Consider the following 23,542-nt stretch of genomic DNA (forward strand, 5'->3'; position numbering starts at 1 on the left):
TTTGTAATGAGGGCGAAAATAAGGTTTTCCCTGAAATTATGAAATAGAAAACGTATGCTATCTCAGTCGTTTTTAATACAAACTATTAAAGTATTGTTTTATGGTGAGGTTGTTAGGTGCGCTTTCGCGAAAGCGTAATTACTAAAAGAAAGTTTTTTAACTAAAATGTTAGCAGTAGTTGACTAGTTTTTCTGCTATTCTGAATCGCCTACTTCTAGATGAACCAAATCAATTTTATTATCTGATTTTTCCAAAATGGTAAAAGTGAAATGATCTATGGTTACATTATCTCCTTCTTCCGGTATTCCTTCTGTGGTGTTAACTATAAGTCCACCGATTGTCTCGTACTGCTCACTTTCTGGTAAATCTAATTTGTAGTTTTCATTAACTTGATCTACCTCTAATCTAGCACTTAGTTTAAAGGAGTTTTCGGTAAGTTGTGTGTCTATTAATGAATCGGTATCGTGCTCGTCTTCAATTTCACCAAATAGTTCTTCTACAATATCTTCTACTGTTATCAATCCACTTGTTCCACCATACTCATCTATAACGATCGCAATACTTTTATGTCTTTTAATCAACGTGTTTAGTACGTCCTTTGCCAGCATAGTTTCTGGGACGTTGACAACTTTACGTAACACTTGGTCAATGGAATCTGGTGATTTAAAGAGGTCAAAGCTGTGAACGTATCCTGTGATATTATCAATAGTGTCCTCGTGGATTAATACTTTAGAAAGTCCGGTAGAAACAAATTTTTTATTGAGTTCTTTGATACTGGTGTCCTTGTGGACGGCAATCATTTCGGTACGAGGTACCATAACTTCACGGGCCTTTAGATCTCCAAAATCTAATGCGTTTTGAAATATCTGTATTTCAGAATCTACTTCTTCTTGTTCTTGAGCGCTTTCCATTTGCTCAGTAATGTAATTCCCTAGCTCAATTTTTGAGAAGGAAAGTTGTAATTGATCGCCATTTGACTTAAAAAAGGTTTTTAAAAAAAAGTCTGAAATTTGTATGCAAAACCATGAAATAGGCCAGAAAATCAAATAAAACAAATAGGCTGGTACACAAAAGAATTTGAGTAGCTCGTTGCTGTAAATTTGAAAAAATACTTTGGGTAAAAATTCAGCTGTTAATAGGATTACTATAGTCGATATCACAGTTTGTAGCAACAAACCTTGAAGCCCTGTTGATAGAGCAGGATACCATTGAGCAATTTGATCAAGAATTAAATCACCAGTAAGCATACTATATACTACTAGGGCAATGCTATTGCCTATAAGCATAGTGATTATAAACTTAGAAGGCTGTGCGGTTAGATTGCGTAATACTCGTCCTAAAAAATCCTCTTGACGTTTTTCAAGTTCAATATGGATTTTGTTGGACGATACATAAGCGATCTCCATTCCAGAGAAAAAAGCACTGAGAAGGAGCATGCTTACTATGAGCACTATAGAGCTGATCATATTTACTTATTGCGATCGTCAAATCTACGAATAAATCGCCTGCGGAAGAAAAACATAAATAGGGCTACCGCTGCCATAAAAAGCATGAGGTAGGCACGGCTGCGTTCTACATTCCATTCTGTAATTGCTGTTATTAAACAAACGATAGCAAAGATTAAATAGATGTAAACGGAATATTTAAGTAGTTTTTTCATAATTATTGATTTGATATGAACGTGTCGTTAGGATTACGTGCATTTACTTTTTTAAGATCTTCACTAGCATCTAGCATGGTCGCCGATGTGTTCCCTAAATTAGACGCATCACTGTTTTTTACTAGTCTTGTTTCCCAAGGCTCGTGAGTAAAAACCCATTTATTTTTTTGATCCCAGTATAACTGGTCACCATTAAAGGTATTACCGTCATGAGTGATTATCGTGACATCGCCTTGCATGTCAATCATATCAGTTATGTCGTAAAGATAGGCCTTGTTTGCGGTTATAGTAGTAACCTGTTGCTGGTTGTTAGTATACTCATACACTTTAACCTCTACACCATTTGGGAATTCTGTAAAGGGAAAGGCGTCATTTGAGTAATCATAGGCAACTGGACCAGCTATGCTCAATTTTAATCGAGTACTGTCTGTGTGTTTAATGACCATGTTTGTTACCTCACCTATAGGCGAGTTGGTGCTAGTTTCCATTTTACGCACCTGTTTGAGATTATCCTCACAAGAAACCAAAAAAGCAATCACGACGATTGTCGTGATTGCTTTAAAATATATGTTTCGTTTTATACTCATTAAGGAGTAGGTACGGTTACTGATTCACCTACCCAACAGCTGAAGGTGATTCTCTTACCTGCCATACCAGCTAAGAATATATCTTGATTGCTAGGAGCGACACCGTTATAACTAGCTGCTGCTTTGGCAGCAGTAGATCTTAAAGTAGGGTCTACACTAGCTGCTTTGTTTGCATATCTTGCTGCAATCCAGTTAACAGCTCTTTTTTCAAAAGGAGTGTTACCACAGCTGTTTGTACTTTGCGCTACCATACCTGCGATTCTTAAGAATGGTAATCCAAATGATGGTTTTGCTTGATTAGCAAGAATATATTCTCTTTTCGCTTTACCAAAAGAACCTTGCTTTCTTAAAAGTTCAGCTTTTTTGTAGTGAATATTTGCTACGTATTTCTGGTCGATCCCTAGTGAAAGAGCTTCATCCCAGTACTTCAGTTTTTCAGCATTAGTTTTTGCGATGTTACCTAAACCATATGCAGTCATTGCACTAGGTTGTAACTCGTGTAAAGCTTTTACAGAATTTACATATAATTCACTTTCTGTACAATCTTTCTTTTGTAACCTTCCAAGTACATTCTTTAACCAAGACATGTTTGATTTGTTTGCATCAAAATCTTTTGAGTAAAGTGGGATTAAGTTATCACAGTCTGCAAGACTTCCAATAGTACCATTTACACTTTTCATTACGATACCATAGTTTTTCAAGTTTTTTTCTTGATTTTCTATGTTTTTCTTTTCGTCCTCTGTAATTGTTCCTTCTGCTTCCTTGTCTAATAGTTCAGATACTATCTTACTTCTCTCATTAGAAACATTGTCTAAATGTTCTGTTAGTGCATCGTAAACATTAAAAAGGTCTTCAAGGTTAAGAGCGTTTGCCTTATATTCCTTTTCAGCAAGTTTGAAATAGGTTATCAATCCATTAGGATCTGTAAAGTCTTCCTTTCCACTTGTAAAGGTTTCATTTAAATAGTTAAATTGATCAGACTGAGTACCTTGTTTGTACTTGTACATTACTCGACCTAGTTCAACTTTTTTCTTAGTAACGTTAATTTTATCGGCATACTTGTTAATTTGAGTTTCAAGCATGTTCATTAAACCTTTAACATTCTCGTTTTGATCACCGATTTTTTTCTTCAATCTGTGCTCGTATATTCTTTCACCGTATTGATAAATAGCAGGGCTGGCATCTGGACAGTTCTGTACTAGCTGACCTAATTGCTTGTATGCTTCATCATAATTTTTTGCTTTAGCGTTTTCGGCATAGATGCTAAGCATCGTGTTGCAGTCTCCTGATTGCGCTTTCGCGAAAGCGAATCCCAAAACAACTAAGCTGAATAAAATGGTGTTTTTAAGTTTCATAATTTTTATTGTTCTAATCTTAATTGTACTTTCTTTTAATAAACCAACGATCGTTTAACGATAAACTAATTGATAAGCTGGCAAATGTTTCTTTTATAAGACCGGCATTTTCTGTTCCTCTCTGTCCTAATTCAAGTCCAATATTTGCATTTGAAAAAGAGCGATTGCCTCCTATAGGTAAACCCATTCCAAAAGATATGCCAAACTCGTTGATGTCCTCATTATTAAGAACAAGACCTGTTTCTTCAAAACGAGCTCCAAATCTGTAAGTAACACGTTGCCAGTAACTTGTTAAGCTATTGAAGTTTGGTATATAATAGCCACCTGCTCTTAAGGAGATGGCATCTTTGAATGAACTGTTATTTGGGCTGAAGCTGCGATTAGATAAGCTGCTCTCACCTCGCATAGAAAACTCTCCACCAATCATCCAACTGCGTAATTTCCCATAATTCAATCCTACAGTTAATTCAGAAGGAAGTGTAAGGTCTTCCTCATTTTCCTGTGGATCGCGAGCGTTAAATAAACTTTCTCCTGTTCCTGGGGTAAATGAAAAATTGGCAAGCACCGATGTGCTTTTTGCTACTAATTTGCTCTCTGGACTGTAAACGATACTTGCCTGTAAGCTGTGTTCATCGCCAATATTTTTTTCATAGTGTAAGGCTAAATTGTAGCTTAATCCACTAAAGTCGGTTTCGTTTGTCTCATTAGAGCCAAACTGGACTTGATTTGTAAGTACACTTGAGCTGTTTGTTTCTTGACCAAAATTATACCTTAACTCTGCACCAATACTTAAATTCTTTGTAAGCTCATGTCCAACTCCAAAGTAAGCTCTGGTAATGCTTCCTTCACCTGTGAAGTTGTAATACTCCGTATCAGTTAGGTCTCCGATGGTATATCCAACGGATTTAAAGGGAACTAATCCAAATCCTATTCCTGTTTTTGCATTGTTACCTAGAGGTATACTTACATTTAAGTATTCTAAAGATGTAGAATCATAAGTGTCATTTTCACTTTCTGTTGATGCCCACGTCTCGGTGTGTAATAAACCTACGCCATAGTTAATGAGTTTTATTTTACCATAGGTGGCTGGGTTGTTCAGGGTAGTATGAATACTGTCCAAGTGAGTGCGTAGTCCACCCATGCTTCGGTTTTCAATTGTTCCTTTAAAGGTTTGTTGGCCTAATCCAAAAAATGAATATGGCGATGAAGTACGAGATTGACCTAGCGCACAATTGATGCTTAATACTGTAATCACGAAGATGATACTTCTAATCATAAGTGTTGTTATAGATGTATAATTGATAAATGCCTTTGAGCATTAAATTAGGCTGGGCAAAGAAACGGCTTTTTAGTTGTTTCTCCAACAACCTAGCATCGCCACCTGTTAGGAAAACTTGTAAATTTTCATCCATTTCTTGGTATTGATTTATAACTCCATCTAACTCTCTTGAAACTCCATTTACTACACCGCTATGAATGCTGTTTTCTGTTGAATTTCCCACGAAGTGTTCTGGCACCTTTTGCAGTAATAACGGGAGTTTTGCAGTATAATTATGTAGTGATTGGTATCTTAGTCTAACACCTGGACTTATGGCGCCTCCTAAGTATTGTCTTTTGATATTGACATAGTCATATGTGATACAGGTTCCTAGGTCAATTATTAATGCTGTTTGATCTTTGTTAATTAAGGTTAAAGCTCCAGTCACTAGTGCGATTCTGTCATTACCAAGTGTAGAACTTTGGTAATTATTTTCAAAGGGTAGCTTAATCTTATTGTTAATTTCAAAAACTTTAAAGGCTTGTTTTAGTTTATTAACGATGGTGTTGTCTTTAAAACCGACGTTACAAAATGCAATTTCTTTTAAATCACTGTATAATTCAGATAGTTGCATGAAATCATGAAGGAATTCTTCATGACTTGATCTATGGATATGGATAAAGCTGCCATCTTTTATTACAGCTGTTTTAATAGAGGTGTTACCTGCATCTACTATAAACATAGAAGAAATTATGGTTTAAAAACTGACGCAAATATAAGAGAAGCAGGAGCTTAGTAATTGTTATATAACTGTTATTAATTAAGTAAATAAACGAGTTATAAGAAATGTAAGAAAACGATTATTATTTAAATCAATCCAAAGATTATTAAAACAAAAAATCCCGAGTAAACTCGGGATTTAAGTGGTACCTCCAGGAATCGAACCAGGGACACAAGGATTTTCAGTCCTTTGCTCTACCAACTGAGCTAAGGTACCATGCTGTATAGCGGGTGCAAATTTAATTAATTAATTCAATGTGCAAAGTGTTTTTTAATTTTTTTTGAATAAATCTTCAATTAATCTTTCGAGAGCCATTCCTCTCGATCCTTTAATTAAAATAGTCGATTGATTGGTTTCAATTAAATGAGCACTTTGTATGAATCCATCATAATCTGTAAAGGTGTGAATATTTTCAATGTTTACTTTAGAGAAATTAGACCCTATTAAAATAACCTCGTCGATAGCACTGTCCGCTGCGTATTGAGCAATTTTATTGTGTTCTACTTCTGAGTATTTTCCTAATTCAAACATGTCACCCAAAATGGCAATTCGTCTATCAGCCTTTTGATTAATTAAGTTGTCTATGGCTACCATCATGCTAGAGGGATTTGCGTTGTAGGCATCAAGAATTATTTTGGTATTGTCAATCTTAATTACTTGAGACCGGTTATTGGATGGTTGGTATGATTCTATTCCTCTAACAATCTTTTCTGGTGAAACTCCTAACTCTTTTCCTATCGTGTAGGCAAATACCGCGTTCTTATAATTGTATGTCCCTGTAAGTTGGCTTTTTATAAGTTGATTATCTATGGTAAATTGAATGAAAGGTTCTGTTTTATACAAGCTTGTGTTTTCTGGTGTTAATATCGAGTTTATACCTGTGCTTCGGCTTATTTGTTCTGGATCCCATCGACCAATTATTGCTGTTTTACTTTCACTTCTTAAGTAATCGTATAGTTCTGATTTACCCTTTTTAACACCTTCGATGCCGCCAAACCCTTCTAAATGTGCTTTGCCGTAATTAGTGATTAACCCATAATCTGGTTGTGCAATATCACATAAAAACGAAATTTCCTTTTGATGATTTGCACCCATTTCTACCACTCCTGCTTGTAGGTTGTTAGAAAAGCTCAACAAAGTAAGTGGTACTCCTATGTGATTGTTTAGATTTCCTTCTGTTCCTTTTACTTTGAATTCTTGCTTTAAAACTGATAAAATAAGTTCCTTAGTGGTTGTTTTACCATTACTTCCTGTTAAGCCGATAATAGGAAATTTAAGCTGCTGTCGATGATGTCTTGCTAAATCTTGCAGCGTTTTTAGAACGTCATCAACTACTGTAAAAGAGGAACCATCGATGGCTTTATCGCTTACTATGGCGTGTTTGGCTCCTAATTCTATTGCTTTAGTTGCATAGGTGTTTCCATCAAAATTTTCTCCAGACAATGCAAAGAACAAATTTCCTTCTTCAATTGTTCTAGTGTCTGTACTTATTCCTGTGCTTTCTAGGAATATTTTATAGAGTTCTTCAATCATAATGTAAATATAGAAACAAAAAAAGACCGCTTAAAAAGCGGTCTTTAAAGATTTATGTAAAGTGCTATTTAGTTTCTAGCTCTCTTAGTCTTTTTAGCTTTAGAACCAACACGTGACATAGCACAACGGAATCCGATGTCGTCACTAGCCATATCTTGTGGATAGAATCTTCTTGTTGCTGGATCTAGCCAGTAAGCTCTATCTCTCCAAGATCCACCTTTGTAAACTCGTACTTGATTGTTAATCAAGGTAGTTCTACTGTTTGAAGAATCATATTGGCGATCTAGTTTTCCAATTGAATCAGCCTCTACAGAGTGCTGTGGTGAGTTGTACATTCGCTTATTCGCATCTCTCAAGGCATCTTTACTATCAAAGTATTTAGTAGATTGAGCGTCTCCATCACGGAAATCACGATTGTCACTACGATCAAAATTAGTTCTTAAATAAGTTTCATTTTCATCAACTGGTTGTTGCTGTATTTGACCAGGAAGTGCTCTTGCAATCGTCTTTCCATTGCTCAATGTGTCATAAGGAATAGAGTCAGTTGATACAACAGCAATCATTCCGTCTGGTCCAATTTTGTTTTTCGTGTATTGGTTACCTCTGTAGTAGTTGAAATCGTTAAATTCATCATCAACTATAGGACGATAAACGTCTGCAACCCATTCCGACACATTACCTGCCATTTCATACACTCCAAAGTCATTAGGGCTGTAAAATTTAACCGGTGCTGTAATGTCTGCTCCGTCATCACTCCATCCAGCAACTCCACCGTAATCTCCGTCGCCTTGTTTAAAGTTAGCTAAATGATCACCACGCGTTGTGCGTTTTCCACTACGTGTATATTGACCATCCCAAGGATATTTTTTTCTACCACGAATAGCATTGTATTCTCTGTTTCCTACGTTAGCTAGAGCGGCGTATTCCCATTCTGCTTCTGTAGGTAGACGATATGCTGGTAAAATGATTCCATCTTTTCTTGTTACATATAAACCACTAGCTTCTCCAGTTCCATCACCAGCTTTAGCAGCCTTTGCTGTTTTCTTTTTTTCTAATGATTGAGAGCGCTTACCACCTCTTAATTTTTCATCATCTCCTCCATAAGTTAGAGTAGGTGCGTTTAAGTAGGTTTCAGTATTGAAAGTAGACCCAGCTTCTTGATTAGCCAAGGCATCTTTTGCGGTGTAGCCTTCTTGATTTAATATTAATTCATTAACACGATCGGTTCTCCAGTCAGCATATTCTACTGCTTGTACCCATGATACTCCAACTACAGGATAGTTTTGGTATGCTGGATGGCGCAGGTAGTTTTTAGTCATTTCTTCGTTGTACCCTAAACGATTTCTCCATACTAATGTGTCTGGCACAACACCGTCATATATTTTACGGTATTCCTCATCCTCTGGTGGGAATACAGTTTTAACCCAATCAAGCATCTCAAGATACATACCATTGGTAACTTCAGTCTCATCAATGTAGAAGGATTGAACATGTTGTTGATTTGGTGTGTTGTTCCAGTCGTGCATTGGATCATCTTTCACACGTCCCATGGTAAAGGTTCCTCCTTCAATAAAGACTAAACCAGGTCCAGTTGCCTGCTCCTTGTATTTAGTATTAAGTTCAAAACCACCGTTTTTACCTGTAACGTCCCAGCCTGTTCCTCTGGATGTTGTAGTGTATTCATTACCGCCACCACCACAGCTTACTAATAGGGCTGCTATTACTGCTGTGAACAACGCTTTAACCGCAAAATACTTTCTCATTTTTTAAGAATACTTTTTGAAAATAGTCCCGCAATATAACAACTTCATATTAATTCAAAAGGAATTATTGAAATAAATCGCGTTACTTTTGTCGTTAAAGCCTAAATAACGTCGTCCAGTTGTTTTTATTTTATGGATATCTTAAAAATTGTTGGTCAAAGTAAATAATATGTAACTCGCATTATCGTTAAAATTCGGATGAAGCACTTTTCTTTAATTTTACTAATTCTAAGTTTTTTTGTGCCCAAAGCTCAAAATATCGATGAACAACTAACTTGGATTGATAATTATACTTATTCTATTAATGGCGAGGATATTGTCATGCCATATTGTGGAGATAACTGCTCTTTAATTGAAACCGGGTTAGTGTTTCACAAAAATTATATAGATATTCCGCTTGCTCAACCAGGATCAGCACAGGTGGTTTCTGTACAAAAAACGGTCATTCCCGATTCTAATGTTGGTTTTTTAAGGACGTTGACGCTTCCTTCTCAATTTGAAGTTTTTTTAGAAACTTCGCTTTCGCGAAAGCGTAATTATACCACACTAAAAGTTCCAGTAATTTTAAAGGAAGGTTCAAATTATTACAAAGTAACAGGTTTTCAAATTTCCTATAGAGAAAGAACGGCTGTTTTATTGCCTAAAAATACTACCTATGGTAATTCCTTATTAGCATCTGGGGAATGGTTTAAGTTTCAGGTTAATAATACAGGTGTTCACAGAATTACTAGAGGTTTTTTATCTAGTTTGGGTATGGATGTTAATAGTATAGATCCATCTAGATTAAAAATTTACGGTCAGGGTGGAAGGTCATTGCCACTAGCTAACAATGAAAATTTATATTACGATCCTGCGGAGATTCCTATAAGAGTAATTGGTGAATCTGATGGAAGTTTTGATTCGGGTGATGAAATTTTATTTTATGCTACAGCGAGTGATACTGAATATGTTGAGGAAAATGATAGTTTTATCAATCCATACTCCGACGAGTCTATTTATTACATCACAGCTCAAGGTAATCCTGGAAAAAGGATTTTAAGTGCTATACAGCCTACCGGTAATGTTACTGTAACTTATACAGATTATGATAAGGTTTATCACCATGAGGTGGATGAACGCAATATCGCAGCTTTAGGTAGGACATGGTATGGTGAGAGATTTTCATTTGAACCAGATCAAAGCTTCGAATTTGACTTGGATAATGTAAATACGGCTAGAGATGCCAGGGTTATTGTCAAAACAGCATCTATATCTGATACTCCTGTTTCGTTTGAGATTTCTTATAACAATTCTGTAATTGGGACGAGTAATTTAACGGGCTTAGTTATTGGTGGTCAGCGTTCAAATATTTTTGCTGGAAGAACCGCTACTTTTAATTCAAGTTTTAATCCGACGAGTGGAACAGCTACTATAGATTTATCTTTTGATAATGGTGGCAATCCAGGAGCTCGTGGGTTTTTAAATTATATAAGGTTAAATGTACCTACTTTATTGCAAGGTACTGGTGAGCAGTTTGTTTTTCAAAACACTGACGCTTCAACCAACACCGGTATTGGAGAATATCAGGTATCTAATGCAGCTACTATAAAAGAAATCTGGGATATAACAGATCCATTTAACACCACTAGAATTGTCAATTCAAATAATCAATCAACTTTTTCTTTTAAATCCACATTAGGATCACCACGTCAATTTGTTGCTGTTGAGGATGGGGATTATTTCCCGGTTATTAGAATGAATGAGTCTAGAGTACAAAATAGTAACCTTAAAGGAACAGTTTTTTTAGACAATGCAGGTACTTTTAAAGATATAGATTACTTAATTATTACTCCGCAGTTTTTAAAATCTCAGGCAGATAGATTAGCTAACTTCCATATCCTAGAGAATAATTTAAATACAAAGGTTGTTACTCTTCAGGCGATTTATGATGAGTTTTCTAATGGAATGCAGGATATTTCTGCTATAAGAAATTTCATCAAGTATGTTTATGATAATGCATCGTCACCGGCAAATAGGTTGCAATTTGTAAATCTTTTTGGTGATGCCAGTTATGATTATAAGGATAGAATAAGTGTTAGAGATAATATTGTTCCCATTTATTTGAGTGAGTCCAGTGTGTCGTTAATCACCAGCTATGCGCTAGATGATTTTTTTGTTTTAATGGACGATAATGAAGGTAATGTTGGTGTAAATGGAGGATTGCCTGATATTGCTGTAGGAAGAATGATTGTAAGTGATCTTACAGAAGCACGTGAAATGGTAGATAAAGTAATTTCCTATCAACAAGAACCTGCATTTGATCCTTGGAGAAACAGGGTGACGTTAATTGCAGATGATGTTGATGAATTAGGTGATAGAGTTCTACAAGAAAGCGTTAATCAATTAGCGACTGAAATTGCCACAAATAGGCCAGACTTAAACGTTGATAAAATTTTACTCGATAGTTATATTCAGGTTAACAACGCTGGTGGTCCTAGATATCCTGCAGCTGTATCTAATATAGAAGATGCTTTTGAAAGAGGTTCTTTGGTAGTTAATTATTTTGGGCATGGAAATGAAGATGGACTTGCTCGTGAGTTTGTTATTACTCAAAATTCTGCTAGGGATTATAGGAATCCTAATAATTTACCTTTATTCATAAGTGTGACTTGTGAGTTTACTAGATTTGATAATCCACTGCGAGAAAGTGGTGGAGAGGTGATATACCTTAACCCTAATGGTGGCGTAATCGCCTCGGTTGCGACAAATAGACTTATTTTAATTAGTGCAGGTACAAGGTTGAACGAGGTACTCGATCAATATTTGTATGATTACAATAATACGGTGCAGGTAAGCATGGCAGAGGCGTTGAGAAGAGCCAAGGTAGATCCTGCCTTTGGTAGTTTAACTGGAGCAAGAGTTGTTGCCTTTGTAGGAGATCCAGCGTTAAAACTAGCCTCTCCAAAACCTCAAGTGATTCTTACCGCAGTTAACGGTGTGCCGGTTTCTGGTCCTACTTCAACCTTACGAGCTTTAGATAGGGTTACACTAAGTGGCGAGGTTCAGGACATTGCAGGAGCTCGAATCAATAACTATAATGGTACTGTTTCTGTAACGGTATTTGATAAATTGATTGATAGGGTTACAAATGCTAATGATAATATAGAATCTTCCCCTGGAAATTTAATTATTCTTCCTTTTACGGAACAAGGAGAAGTCTTGTTTAGAGGTCAAGCAACGGTAGAAAATGGCGTTTTTGATATTGAGTTTATTTTGCCTAGAGATACTCAAATACCAGTTGGTTCAGGTAGAGTTTCCTTTTATTCAAAAAGGTCAACTATTCTAGAAGATCAAAATGGTTACTCTCTCGATGTTCAAATTGGTGGTATAAATCCAAATGCCGCAAATGACGACATGCCACCACAAATGCAATTGTATATGAATGACACAAACTTTGTCAATGGTGGTGTTACGGATTCTAATCCATTTCTCCTAGCTCTTTTAAGTGATGATAGTGGAATTAATACTAGTAGTGGGATAGGTCATGATATCACCGTAGTGTTAGATGGAGATGATGCTAATCCCTTTATCTTAAATGATTACTACGAGGCCGATGTTGATAGTTTTACAAGCGGTCAAGTATATTTTCCTTTACGAGATATAGAGCCAGGTTTGCATACACTTGAGGTTTGTGCTTGGGATGTTTATAATAATTCTGTATGTGAAGAAATTCAATTCTTAGTGTCAGAAAATGAAGGGATTGAGCTTACTAGAGTTTTAAATTACCCTAATCCCTTTACTAATTATACAGAATTTTGGTTCAATCATAATAGACCGTTCGAGCCGCTGGATGTTCAAGTTCAAGTTTTAACCGTTACAGGAAAAGTAGTTTGGACCAAAAATCAAACCATTACAACATCTGGATTTACCTCACGAGAAATAACATGGGATGGACGAGATGATTTTGGTCAACGTTTAGGAAAAGGAGTGTATATTTATAAGATTACGGTAAATTCCACGTTAACTAATCAGTCTGCCAGTAAAATAGAGAAACTGGTCTTAATTTAAATAGAAGGAATAGGCTATATTTGCCTTTCACAAAAAGTATTTGATGAAAAAAATTTTTCTAGTTTTTGTTGCGTTTTATTTTGCATTACCCAGCACAACAAGCGCACAAGAGAACGATACTCGAGTAATCACAACAGCTTTACCATTTTTAAGAATTGCCGGTGATCCACGCGCAGCTGGATTAGGCGATATGGGAGTAGCAACTAGTCCAGATGCTTGGTCACAGCAATGGAATCCAGCTAAATATGCTTTCATAGAAAGAGAGCATAAACTAGGTGTTGCTTATACACCTTATTTAGGTAATTTAGTTGATGATATAGCAATAGCTCAGTTAGTATATGCTCAACGACTCAATGAATACAGCGCTTTTTCAGGAAGTCTAAGGTATTTCAGTTTAGGTTCAATTACCCTAAGACAGGATCCTAATGATCCTGGAAGAGAGGAAAATCCCAATGAATTTATTATTGATGGTACTTATGCACTTAAGCTGTCAGAACAGTTTTCTATGGCAGTAACAGGTCGCTACCTACGTTCTGATTTGAGAATACAAGGAGTAGATAATGATGCTAGTGCTGCAAATAGTTTTGGTGTTGATATTAGTGGTTATTACCAAAGTGAAGAAATAGCTTACACAGATTTTAATGGTCGCTGGCGTGGAGGATTCAATATAAGTAATATAGGTCCTAAAGTTTCCTACGATCAAGGTGGTCAAGAAAACTTCATCCCAACAAATTTAGCTTTAGGTGGTGGATTTGACTTTATCTTAAACGATGGTTTTAGTAAAGTATCCGTGATGGCCGAAGTAAATAAATTATTAGTTCCTACACCACCGATTAGAGAAGATGGTGATGCTGATGGAGACGGTATTCCTAGAGAGATTATTTCTGGACAAGATGACGATGTTTCTTTCATTACAGGTATGTTTCAGTCATTTGGTGATGCACCAGGTGGTTTTGAAGAAGAGCTTAGAGAGTTTACATGGGCAATAGGGGCAGAATATACATACAACGATGCGTTTGCATTACGTACCGGTTATTTTAACGAGGCAGATGACAAAGGAGCGCGTAAATTCTTAGCTCTAGGTGCAGGATTTAAATTCTCTGAAATAGGAATTGACCTGTCTTACTTGTTCTCAACAAGTCGCGTGCAAAGTCCACTAGAAGGAACATTAAGATTCGGTCTTACCTTCAATTTTGGAGATGAATTTGATGAGTGGTAGATGAGTAAGAAATTAAATATATCGACCTCGTTAGAGGTTTATGAAAATCTTCAGGAGCTAGCTTCTGAGGATTTTTTATTGATGGAACACGCTGTCAAAGCACGTTCTAGGGCTTATGCTCCTTATTCCGAATTTGCAGTAGGTTGCGCTATTTTATTAGAAAATAATGAAATAGTCACTGGGAACAATCAAGAAAATGCTGCTTATCCTAGTGGTTTGTGTGCAGAGCGTGTAGCCCTTTTCTATGCAGGTTCTCAATATCCCGGTGTGCCGGTTAAAAAAATGGCTTTAACAGCTGGTCCCATGTCTTCGGATTTCTTTAAACCAGTACCACCATGCGGTGCTTGTAGACAAGTAATTAGTGAATATGAGAAACGTCAAGAAAATGGAATTGAGATATATTTCATGGGTACTGGCGGTAAGGTAGTTATGGCTAGTTCAATGGAATCATTACTTCCTTTAAGCTTTGATAAAAATTACCTATAACGTTTGCGATGTTTTTAACGTCGTTATGGGTTTTTGGTTAGGCATTTTATCTCTATTTTTGTTTTCGCTTTTATAAAAGGTAGTAGCCTTAAATAAAGGTTGAATCTTGATTACGCTTTCGCGAAAGCGCACTAACAAAGACAACGTAAATGAAAAAAGTTACTAAAGAAGTATTACTCAACTGGTACGAGGAAATGCTTTTCTGGAGAAAGTTTGAGGACAAACTTGCACAAGTTTACATCCAACAAAAGGTACGTGGGTTTTTACACCTGTACAACGGTCAAGAAGCTATTCTTGCAGGATGTTTACACGCTATGGAATTAGGTAAGGATCGTATGATTACCGCTTACCGTAACCACGTTCAACCTATAGGATTAGGTGTAGATCCCAAAAAAGTAATGGCCGAATTGTATGGAAAGGCTACTGGAACCTCTCAAGGATTAGGTGGATCCATGCACATATTTTCACCAGAACATAATTTCTTTGGAGGTCATGGTATCGTAGGAGGACAAATCCCTCTAGGAGCTGGAATGGCTTTTGGAGATAAATACAACAATCATGACGCAGTAACACTTACTTTTTTTGGTGATGGTGCAGCACGTCAAGGTTCTCTTCACGAGACATTTAACCTAGCGATGCTTTGGAAATTACCAGTTGTTTTTTGTGTAGAAAACAATGGTTATGCCATGGGAACCAGTGTAGAGCGCAGTGCTAATCATACTGATATCTGGAAATTAGGGTTGGGATATGAAATGCCATGCGGACCAGTAGACGCGATGAACCCAGAAAAAGTAGCTGAAGCGATGCATGAAGCTATTGAGCGAGCAAGATCTGGCGGTGGACCTACTTTCCTTGAATTAAAAACCTACCGATACCGCGGTCACTCAATGAGTGATGCTCAAAAGTACCGTACGAAAGATGAGGTAGCCGAATATCAAAAAATTGATCCTATTACGCAGGTGAAAGATCGTTTAATAGAAGAGCACGGTGTGAGTGAGGATGAAATAAAATCAATGGACAAGCGCGTGAAAGAGCGTGTTGCAGAATGTGAAAAGTTTGCCGAAGAGTCACCTTGGCCAGAAAAGAGTGTGATGTTTGATTCAGTATACGAGCAAGAAGACTATCCATTTTTACCAGCAAAATTATAATTATGGCAGAAATTGTAAACATGCCTAGATTAAGCGACACCATGGAAGAAGGTGTCGTGGCAGCTTGGCTTAAGCAAGTAGGTGATCAAGTTGAAGAAGGTGATATTCTCGCAGAAATTGAAACAGACAAGGCTACCATGGAATTTGAATCATTTCAAAGTGGTACCTTATTACACATAGGTGTTCAAGAAGGTGAAACCGCACCAGTTGATTCACTTTTATGTATAATCGGTGAAGAAGGTGAGGATATTCAAGCTTTACTAGATGGCGCTGGCGATTCATCCAATACAGAAAACGAAGATTCTTCTAATACTCAAGATTCAAATGAAGATAAGAGCGATGAAGCTTCATCTTCAACTGATGATTCTAATGATTTACCTGATGGAGTGGAAATCATTACTATGCCGCGATTGAGTGATACCATGGAAGAAGGTACAGTTGCAAGCTGGTTGAAAAAAGAAGGTGATCAAGTTGAAGAAGGTGATATCCTTGCAGAAATTGAAACAGATAAGGCTACCATGGAGTTTGAGTCTTTTCATAGTGGAACTCTTCTTAAAATTGGTATACAAGAAGGAGAAACTGCTGCTGTAGACGCTTTGTTAGCTATCATTGGCCCTGAAGGAACAGATGTTTCCAATGTATCCTTAGATGGGACTTCTAATTCTTCAAAAAAGAAGGAAGAGAAAAAAGAAGCACCGGCCAAAGAAGAACCAAAATCTCAACCAAAAAAGCAAGAGCCTAAGAAGGAAGAAACAAAGACTGTTTCTAATTCAAGTAACTCAACTTCTAGTAGCAATACAGGCCGTGTTTTTGCATCACCACTAGCAAAGAAGATGGCTCAGGATAAGGGAATCGACTTGTCGCAGGTTCAAGGTTCTGGAGAAAATGGTCGTATCATTAAAAAGGATATAGAAAGTTTTACTCCTGGAACTTCTACAGGTGCCTCTCAACCTGCTTTTCAAGCTGTTGGAGAAGAGACATTTGTTGAAATGGCAAATTCTCAAATGCGCAAGACCATCGCAAAACGTTTGAGCCAGTCCAAATTTACAGCACCACACTATTATCTAGGAATTGAACTAGATATGGATAATGCTATTGCAAGTAGAAAGGCAATTAATGAGTTGCCAGATACTAAGGTGAGTTTTAATGATATGGTTATTAAAGCAGCTGCAATGGCGTTGAGAAAACATCCACAGGTGAATACTCAATGGACAGATAAAAATACCATACAGGCGAAGCACATTCATGTAGGAGTTGCTGTTGCCGTTGATGACGGTTTACTGGTTCCAGTGTTACCGTTTGCAGATCAAATGAGTATGCAACAGATAGGTGCAAAAGTAAAAGAGCTAGCTGTTAAAGCCCGTAATAAAAAGTTACAACCTAAGGAAATGGAAGGTAGTACTTTTACTATTTCAAATCTTGGAATGTTTGGTATTACAGAATTTACTTCTATAATCAATCAGCCTAACAGTGCTATCATGTCAGTAGGTACTATCGTTCAAAAACCAGTGGTTAAAAACGGTCAGATTGTAGTTGGTAATACTATGAAAATCACTTTAGCTTGTGATCACCGTACAGTTGATGGTGCAACGGGAGCTGCATTCTTACAAACATTTAAACAATACATGGAAAACCCTATCGTTATGTACGTATAGCGTTTAATTATTGATGAGCTATATGAGCGCCAGTTCTTGCTAGAACTGGCGTTTTTTATTGTAACAGCTAATATCTGTCTCGAGATATGTCTAGTAATTAGAATTATTTAAATAATTGCCTTTCGAGTAAAAAAGTTGTAAGAACTACGTCAAAGTTTTTTTTGATGTCTACAGGCATGTATTTAATTCGGTTTTGTCCACAGCGCACTCTTAGTCTACTAAAATACTCTTGAATCGCCTTTTTGTAATCCTCTTTAATATTATCGGCATAAAGGTTAATGTGGTCTCCTGTTTCAACATCTACAAATCGGCTAGGAGTATTTGGAAAATCAAAATTTAGCTCGGTAGTACTATCAAATGTGTGAAAAAGTACAACGTCGTGCTTGTTGTATTTAAGGTGTCTGAGTGCTTCAAAAAGTTCATTTTCATGCGTGTCACTTTGAAACATATCGGTAAATAAAAAAATGAGCGATCGGCGCTTAATTTTCTCTGCTATTTCATGAAGATACTTATAAGTGTCGGTTCCCGATCCTGATGGTTGTTGCACACATGTTTTTCCTAACATATCTAAAAGCATGCTATGGTGACGATCACTACCTTTTTCAGGTGCATAGTATTCATAACTGTCTGAATAAATACTTAATCCTACAGCATCGCGCTGTTTTTTAAGTACGTTCATAATTGCAGCACAGGCTAGAGAGGAATATGCTATTTTATTCAAGGACGTAAGAGAAAAATCTTTGATAAGTGGATAATGCATGCTAGGACTATTATCTACAATTAAATGACATCTTAAATTAGTTTCCTCATCAAATCGTTTGGTATATAATTTATCTGTTTTGGCATAAAGTTTCCAGTCGATATGTCTTGTGCTTTCTCCTGGATTGTAAATTTTGTGCTCAGCAAACTCTGCGCTAAAACCGTGAAAAGGAGATTTATGCATACCGCTTATGTATCCTTCTACTACTTGACTAGCAAGTAAAGCGAGATTTTTAAATCCTGAAGTTTTATTGAGTTCTTGCTGTAAATTCATATTGTGAATATAGTCAATCGTTTTATAACAGACTGTAAAAAGGGTTAAGTGGTTATGTATTTGAAATTACGCTTTCGCGAAAGCGAACTAAAACACAAATATTTTAGTAAACTCATGCAAATAAAAAAGCCCATTCTTGCATAGAATGGGCTTTTTTATTTAGTGTATAATTACTTATAGTTGCTTGTCTATAGCCTCTGCATAAACACTTTTTTGTGCAACACCTACCTGGCGATCAACGATTTCTCCGTTTTTAAAAACTAGTACAGTTGGGATATTACGTACGCCATATTTTGCAGCAAACTCTTGATTTGCATCAACATCAATTTTACCTACAACAGCTTTTCCATCATACTCATTTGATAGCTCATCGATGATAGGTCCAACCATGCGACATGGGCCACACCATGCTGCCCAAAAATCTACCATTACTGGCTTATCGCTGTTTAATACTGTTTCTTCAAAGTTTGCATCTGTTATTTCTAGTGCCATTTTCTAAATTTTTTATTATATACAAAGTTAAGCAAAAGTAAGGCCGTAATTTATCTTATCTTATTATAGTTGCTTATACTAGTATCTACTTAAATAATAAGCTACCAATTAACCAACCTTGTACGTGATATCTAGATTATCTAGCATGTCTAATAATTCTGAATTCACGCTTACTTTTTGCATTCTCGAGGTCATGTCTAATGCAATTTTTTCTTCATGATCTCTAATATTTATATACAAGAATTGTTCTCCTGTGTGCTTATCTAATACTTCCTTCAAGGTTTGAATCTTAGATTCTAACACCTCATTTAAGCTAAATTCTAAAGTTAAATTTTTTGCTGCGTGCTGCATCACATCTTGCAGTTGCTGCATTTGAATAAAACTTAACCTAGGATCGCGAGGCTTTCCCGTTTTTTTATCAATCCATCCTTGTTGTACAGTGACTTTACAATGAACAAATGTGTTAGGTATAAGGAAGTGCCTGAATTTTAAATATTCTTCTCCAAACATTCTAAATTCATGAGATTCATCATAATCCTCTAGGGTAAACATTCCCCATGGTTTATTTTGTTTACTCATCATGTGACTTACGCTAGAAATTACACCGGCAAAGGTGAGTTCTTTACCTACCAGTTCAGGTAACACTTTCATTGCATTTAAATTTGAGTTGCAAAAAAATTGCATCTCTTTTTTATAATCATCAAGCGGATGTCCAGAAATGTAAATACCTACTACTTCTTTTTCTCTTTTAAGTTTTTCCATGGTGCCCCAACTTTCGCACACGGGCAACATAGGCTCTGGTATTTGTACCTCGCTTGCCTCGCCAAATATGCTCATTTGAGCGCTGTTTTCATTTTCTTGGTACTTTTGAGCATACTTGATTACTTGCTCAAGAAATGTTTGACCATTGTCTGCTGCATGAAAGTATAATGCTCTATTTTCTCCACCTAGGCTGTCAAAACCTCCGCTTAGAGCTAGTGCTTCAAATGATTTTTTGTTAGCAGCTCTCAAGTCTATGCGTTTACCTAAATCAAAGATACTTTTGTAGGGTCCGTCCTTTCGGTTTTCTATAATTGTCATTACAGCGCCATGACCTAATCCTTTTACCGCACCCATACCAAATCGTACAGCACCTTCCTTATTCACGGTAAACTTGTAATTAGATTCATTAACATCGGGTCCCAAAACGTCCAACCCCATACGCCTACACTCATCCATAAACTTAGTCACATCCTTAATATTATTCATATTATTGGATAGCGTTGCTGCCATAAATTCTGCTGGATAATTGGCTTTGAGGTAAGCTGTTTGATAAGCAATCCAGGCATAGCAGGTGGAATGCGATTTATTAAATGCGTACGAGGCAAATGCTTCCCAATCTTTCCATATCTTTTCTAGAACTTCTCTATCGTGTCCATTTTTTTCTCCGGCATCTAGAAATTTAGGCTTCATCTTCATCAATGTAGCCATTTGCTTTTTACCCATTGCTTTACGCAGGACATCGGCATCACCTTTTGAGAAATTAGCTAGTTTTTGTGACAGAAGCATCACCTGCTCTTGATAAACTGTAATTCCATAGGTTTCTGCTAGGTATTCCTCACACGCTTCTAGGTCATAAACGATTTCTTTATCACCGTGTTTACGAGCAATAAATTCTGGAATATACTCCAAAGGACCTGGTCGATAAAGGGCGTTCATTGCAATAAGATCAGGGAATTGAGTAGGCTTCAATTCTCTCATATATTTTTGCATTCCCACACTTTCATATTGAAAGATACCTGTGGTTTCTCCACGTTGAAATAATTCGTAGGTCTTTGGATCGTCTAGTGGTATGGCCTCAATATCAATTTCAATTCCATGTCGCTCCTTTATAATGGCCACCGTATCTTTTATTTGGGATAAGGTTTTAAGCCCTAGGAAGTCCATTTTTAACAAACCGGCGCTTTCTACTACCTCGTTATCAAATTGAGTAACATATAAATCCGAGTTTTTTGCTGTTGCTACAGGGACAAAATTGGTTAGATCGTCGGGAGTAATTATGACACCACAAGCATGAACACCTGTATTACGTACTGAACCTTCTAGAATTCTAGCTTTTTGAATGGTGTCGGCCGTAAGATCATTTCCTTCTGATAACTGTAACAATTCCCTTACATTGTCAGCATCTTCTCCTCTAAATTTAGAGCCTATTTCTTTTTCCTCGAGAGCAAACATTTTTTTAAGCTTGGCAAAATCAGGAATTAGCTTTGCTACTCTATCAGCATCCATTAAGGGTAGATCTAGTGCTCTAGCCGTGTCTCGTATGGATGATTTTGCAGCCATCGTACCGTAAGTGATGATTTGGGCTACTTGATTGGAACCATATTTCTCAATTACATAGTCCATTACTTTATATCGATTTTCATCATCAAAATCAATATCAATATCTGGCATTGATACACGATCTGGATTTAGGAAACGCTCAAAAAGTAAATCATAATGTATGGGATCAACATTGGTAATTTTTAAGCAATAGGCAACAGCACTACCTGCGGCACTACCACGTCCAGGCCCAACGGCAACGTCCATATCTCTTGCTGCTTTAATAAAATCCCAAACAATAAGAAAGTAACCTGGGTAACCCGTTTTGGCAATAACATCAAGTTCAAAATCTAATCGTTCTTTGATGTCGTCAGTTAATTCTTCTCCATAACGTTCTTTGGCTCCTTCATAGGTAAGAAATCTTAAGTAGGCGTTCTCACCATTTTTGGTTCCCTTAGTAGCATCATCGGGATCTATAAATCGTTCAGGTATATCAAATGCAGGTAATAATACATCACGAGCAAGTTCAAAGGGTTCAATTTTATCAATTACGTCCTTGATATTAAGAATAGCATCTGGCAGGTCTTTAAAAAGCTCTTTCATTTCTTCAGAGCTTTTAAAATAGTATTGATCATTTGGTAAACCATACCTGTAACCACGTCCACGACCTATAGGTGTAGATTGTTTTTCTCCATCTCTTACACATAGTAAGATATCGTGAGCGTTTGCATCTTCTTTGTGGATGTAGTACGTATTATTGGTTGCAACTATTTTGATATCATGCTTTCGCGAAAGCGCAATTAAAACTTGATTTGCTCTAGTTTCATCCTCTTGACCATGCCTCATAATCTCAATATAAAGATCATCGCCAAAGTTTTGTTTCCACCAAAGCAGAGCTTCTTCAGCCTGCTTTTCACCAATATTCAAAATTTTTGAAGGGACCTCACCGTATAGGTTACCGGTAAGCACAATTAGGTCGTCCTTATACTGAAGCAATAATTCTTTATCGATACGCGGTACGTAGTAAAAACCATCGGTAAAAGCCTTACTAGCAAGTTTTGCAAGGTTATGGTAACCCTTTTTATTCTTGGCAAGAATAACGATTTGATATCCATTGTCTTTAATAGACTTGTCAGTCATGTTTTCACAAACCTGAAATTCACAACCTATTATGGCCTTAAGCGGCTCACGTTCCTCTTCACCATCTGCAAGTGTTTTATTTACTGCTTGAATGGCTCTCACAAAATGAAATGCACCCATCATGTTTGCATGATCGGTCATGGCAACAGCGGTCATGTTATTGGCTGCTGCAGCTTCGGCGAGGTCTTTTACACTAGCTGTTGATTGTAGAATAGAAAATTGACTGTGATTGTGTAAATGAACAAAGGGCGCATCACTTAATTCTGCTAAATTTTCTTTTATTTCTTGATTGGATACTACAGGTTCCTCATCCTTTTTAAGCGCAGCACTTGCTTTTTGTAGATTAACATGTTTTAATCCTACAGGAGCGATAGTAGATGGGTTGCTTTGTTTGAATCTAAGGAAATAATCCTCTTCAACATCTAGTTGTTCCCTTGTGTACTGTTTTTTTCTAACCAGTTCAAGGAAGCATCGTGTTGTTGCCTCAACATCGGCAGTTGCATTGTGTGCTTCACTAAATGGTTCTCCAAATAAAAATTCATGTAATTCGGTAAGGGTAGGAAGTTTAAACTTTCCTCCACGTCCACCTGGAATTTGACATAACTGTGCAGTATGTTCTGTACAGGTATCTAGAACTGGAATTTCTTGAAGCTGATTGGCTATTTGTGCTCGCACAAACTCTGATCCAGTAACCATTAAGTCAAAATTCAAGTTTTGACCTACAACAAGTTTTGTTTTTGATAGGGCAATATTGAATTTTTCTAGCATTTCCTCGAGCGCTATTCCTTGCTCTTGGGCTAGTTGTGTCGATATTCCATGTACACGTTCTGAATCATATGGGATGTCAAATCCATCAGGTTTGATCAAATAATCTTCATGTTCAATAAGATTACCCATTTCATCATGTAACTGCCATGCAATTTGAACTACACGTGGCCAGTTATCTGTGTCAGTTATAGGTGCGTCCCATCGTTTGGGTAAACCGGTAGTTTCAGTATCAAAAATTAAGTACATAAATCCTTCTCCTAGGGTAATTGTGTGGCGTAAAAATGAGTTGACTCTTTTATATTAAAGACCTGACTAT

Annotated in this window: 16 protein-coding genes and 1 tRNA gene; 5 read left to right on the forward strand and 12 right to left on the reverse strand. The window is 36.8% G+C overall.

The window, feature by feature from the left end:
• Positions 1 to 194 precede the first annotated feature (194 nt).
• The 9 genes from I5168_RS05580 to gldJ all read right to left on the reverse strand — a co-directional run bounded on the left by I5168_RS05580 (position 195) and on the right by gldJ (position 8,937).
• Positions 195 to 1,466: a hemolysin family protein gene (locus I5168_RS05580; protein WP_431472656.1), complete on the reverse strand. Its 1,272-nt coding sequence runs from the start codon at positions 1,464 to 1,466 to the stop codon at positions 195 to 197.
• A 2-nt stretch (positions 1,467 to 1,468) separates the two neighbouring features.
• Entirely contained in the window at positions 1,469 to 1,660 is a 192-nt protein-coding gene (locus I5168_RS05585) for a hypothetical protein (RefSeq protein WP_082586934.1), read from the reverse strand.
• A gap of 2 nt (positions 1,661 to 1,662) precedes the next feature.
• Positions 1,663 to 2,247 (reverse strand): LPS export ABC transporter periplasmic protein LptC, encoded by a 585-nt coding sequence (gene lptC, locus I5168_RS05590; protein ID WP_167342593.1) that lies wholly within the window; start codon positions 2,245 to 2,247, stop codon positions 1,663 to 1,665.
• Positions 2,247 to 3,602 (reverse strand): hypothetical protein, encoded by a 1,356-nt coding sequence (locus tag I5168_RS05595; RefSeq protein WP_431472657.1) that lies wholly within the window; start codon positions 3,600 to 3,602, stop codon positions 2,247 to 2,249. The genes lptC and I5168_RS05595 overlap by 1 nt, the downstream gene beginning before the upstream one ends.
• 19 nt (positions 3,603 to 3,621) lie before the next feature.
• Complete coding sequence (locus I5168_RS05600; protein ID WP_244895602.1) at positions 3,622 to 4,878, reverse strand: hypothetical protein; 1,257 nt, start codon at positions 4,876 to 4,878, stop codon at positions 3,622 to 3,624.
• On the reverse strand, positions 4,871 to 5,602 hold the full coding sequence (locus tag I5168_RS05605; protein ID WP_431472658.1) for a type III pantothenate kinase: 732 nt from the start codon (positions 5,600 to 5,602) through the stop codon (positions 4,871 to 4,873). Before I5168_RS05605 ends, I5168_RS05600 begins: the two co-directional genes overlap by 8 nt.
• A 182-nt stretch (positions 5,603 to 5,784) precedes the next feature.
• Positions 5,785 to 5,857 (reverse strand) — tRNA-Phe (locus I5168_RS05610).
• 54 nt (positions 5,858 to 5,911) lie between these two features.
• On the reverse strand, positions 5,912 to 7,174 hold the full coding sequence (locus I5168_RS05615; RefSeq protein ID WP_431472659.1) for a UDP-N-acetylmuramoyl-tripeptide--D-alanyl-D-alanine ligase: 1,263 nt from the start codon (positions 7,172 to 7,174) through the stop codon (positions 5,912 to 5,914).
• A 68-nt stretch (positions 7,175 to 7,242) separates the two neighbouring features.
• A complete protein-coding gene (gldJ, locus tag I5168_RS05620) occupies positions 7,243 to 8,937 on the reverse strand; it encodes a gliding motility lipoprotein GldJ (RefSeq protein ID WP_060523801.1) in 1,695 nt (564 codons plus the stop codon).
• Between the two features lie 198 nt (positions 8,938 to 9,135).
• Here gldJ and porU point away from each other — a divergent pair, with 198 nt between their 5' ends.
• The 5 genes from porU to I5168_RS05645 all read left to right on the forward strand — a co-directional run bounded on the left by porU (position 9,136) and on the right by I5168_RS05645 (position 17,492).
• A complete protein-coding gene (porU, locus tag I5168_RS05625) occupies positions 9,136 to 12,984 on the forward strand; it encodes a type IX secretion system sortase PorU (RefSeq protein WP_431472660.1) in 3,849 nt (1,282 codons plus the stop codon).
• 43 nt (positions 12,985 to 13,027) lie between these two features.
• Complete coding sequence (porV, locus tag I5168_RS05630; protein ID WP_060523806.1) at positions 13,028 to 14,203, forward strand: type IX secretion system outer membrane channel protein PorV; 1,176 nt, start codon at positions 13,028 to 13,030, stop codon at positions 14,201 to 14,203.
• Positions 14,204 to 14,689: a cytidine deaminase gene (gene cdd, locus I5168_RS05635; protein WP_431472661.1), complete on the forward strand. Its 486-nt coding sequence runs from the start codon at positions 14,204 to 14,206 to the stop codon at positions 14,687 to 14,689. It begins immediately after the preceding gene.
• Between the two features lie 149 nt (positions 14,690 to 14,838).
• Complete coding sequence (gene pdhA / locus I5168_RS05640) at positions 14,839 to 15,837, forward strand: pyruvate dehydrogenase (acetyl-transferring) E1 component subunit alpha (RefSeq protein ID WP_105018075.1); 999 nt, start codon at positions 14,839 to 14,841, stop codon at positions 15,835 to 15,837.
• Between the two features lie 2 nt (positions 15,838 to 15,839).
• Positions 15,840 to 17,492, forward strand: coding sequence for a pyruvate dehydrogenase complex dihydrolipoamide acetyltransferase (locus I5168_RS05645; protein WP_431472662.1), 1,653 nt, complete (start codon positions 15,840 to 15,842; stop codon positions 17,490 to 17,492).
• Positions 17,493 to 17,595: 103 nt separating this feature from the next.
• Here I5168_RS05645 and I5168_RS05650 read toward each other — a convergent pair whose 3' ends face one another.
• The 3 genes from I5168_RS05650 to dnaE all read right to left on the reverse strand — a co-directional run bounded on the left by I5168_RS05650 (position 17,596) and on the right by dnaE (position 23,472).
• Positions 17,596 to 18,525: a DUF58 domain-containing protein gene (locus I5168_RS05650; RefSeq protein WP_431472663.1), complete on the reverse strand. Its 930-nt coding sequence runs from the start codon at positions 18,523 to 18,525 to the stop codon at positions 17,596 to 17,598.
• 174 nt (positions 18,526 to 18,699) lie between these two features.
• On the reverse strand, positions 18,700 to 19,017 hold the full coding sequence (gene trxA / locus I5168_RS05655; protein ID WP_042279663.1) for a thioredoxin: 318 nt from the start codon (positions 19,015 to 19,017) through the stop codon (positions 18,700 to 18,702).
• 108 nt (positions 19,018 to 19,125) lie between these two features.
• The gene (gene dnaE / locus I5168_RS05660; protein ID WP_431472664.1) at positions 19,126 to 23,472 is read right to left on the reverse strand and encodes a DNA polymerase III subunit alpha; all 4,347 of its coding nucleotides are present in this window, start codon (positions 23,470 to 23,472) and stop codon (positions 19,126 to 19,128) included.
• Positions 23,473 to 23,542 lie beyond the last annotated feature (70 nt).

Source organism: Nonlabens sp. SCSIO 43208, assembly GCF_050703575.1.
GTDB classification, from domain to species: Bacteria; Bacteroidota; Bacteroidia; order Flavobacteriales; family Flavobacteriaceae; genus Nonlabens; species Nonlabens tegetincola.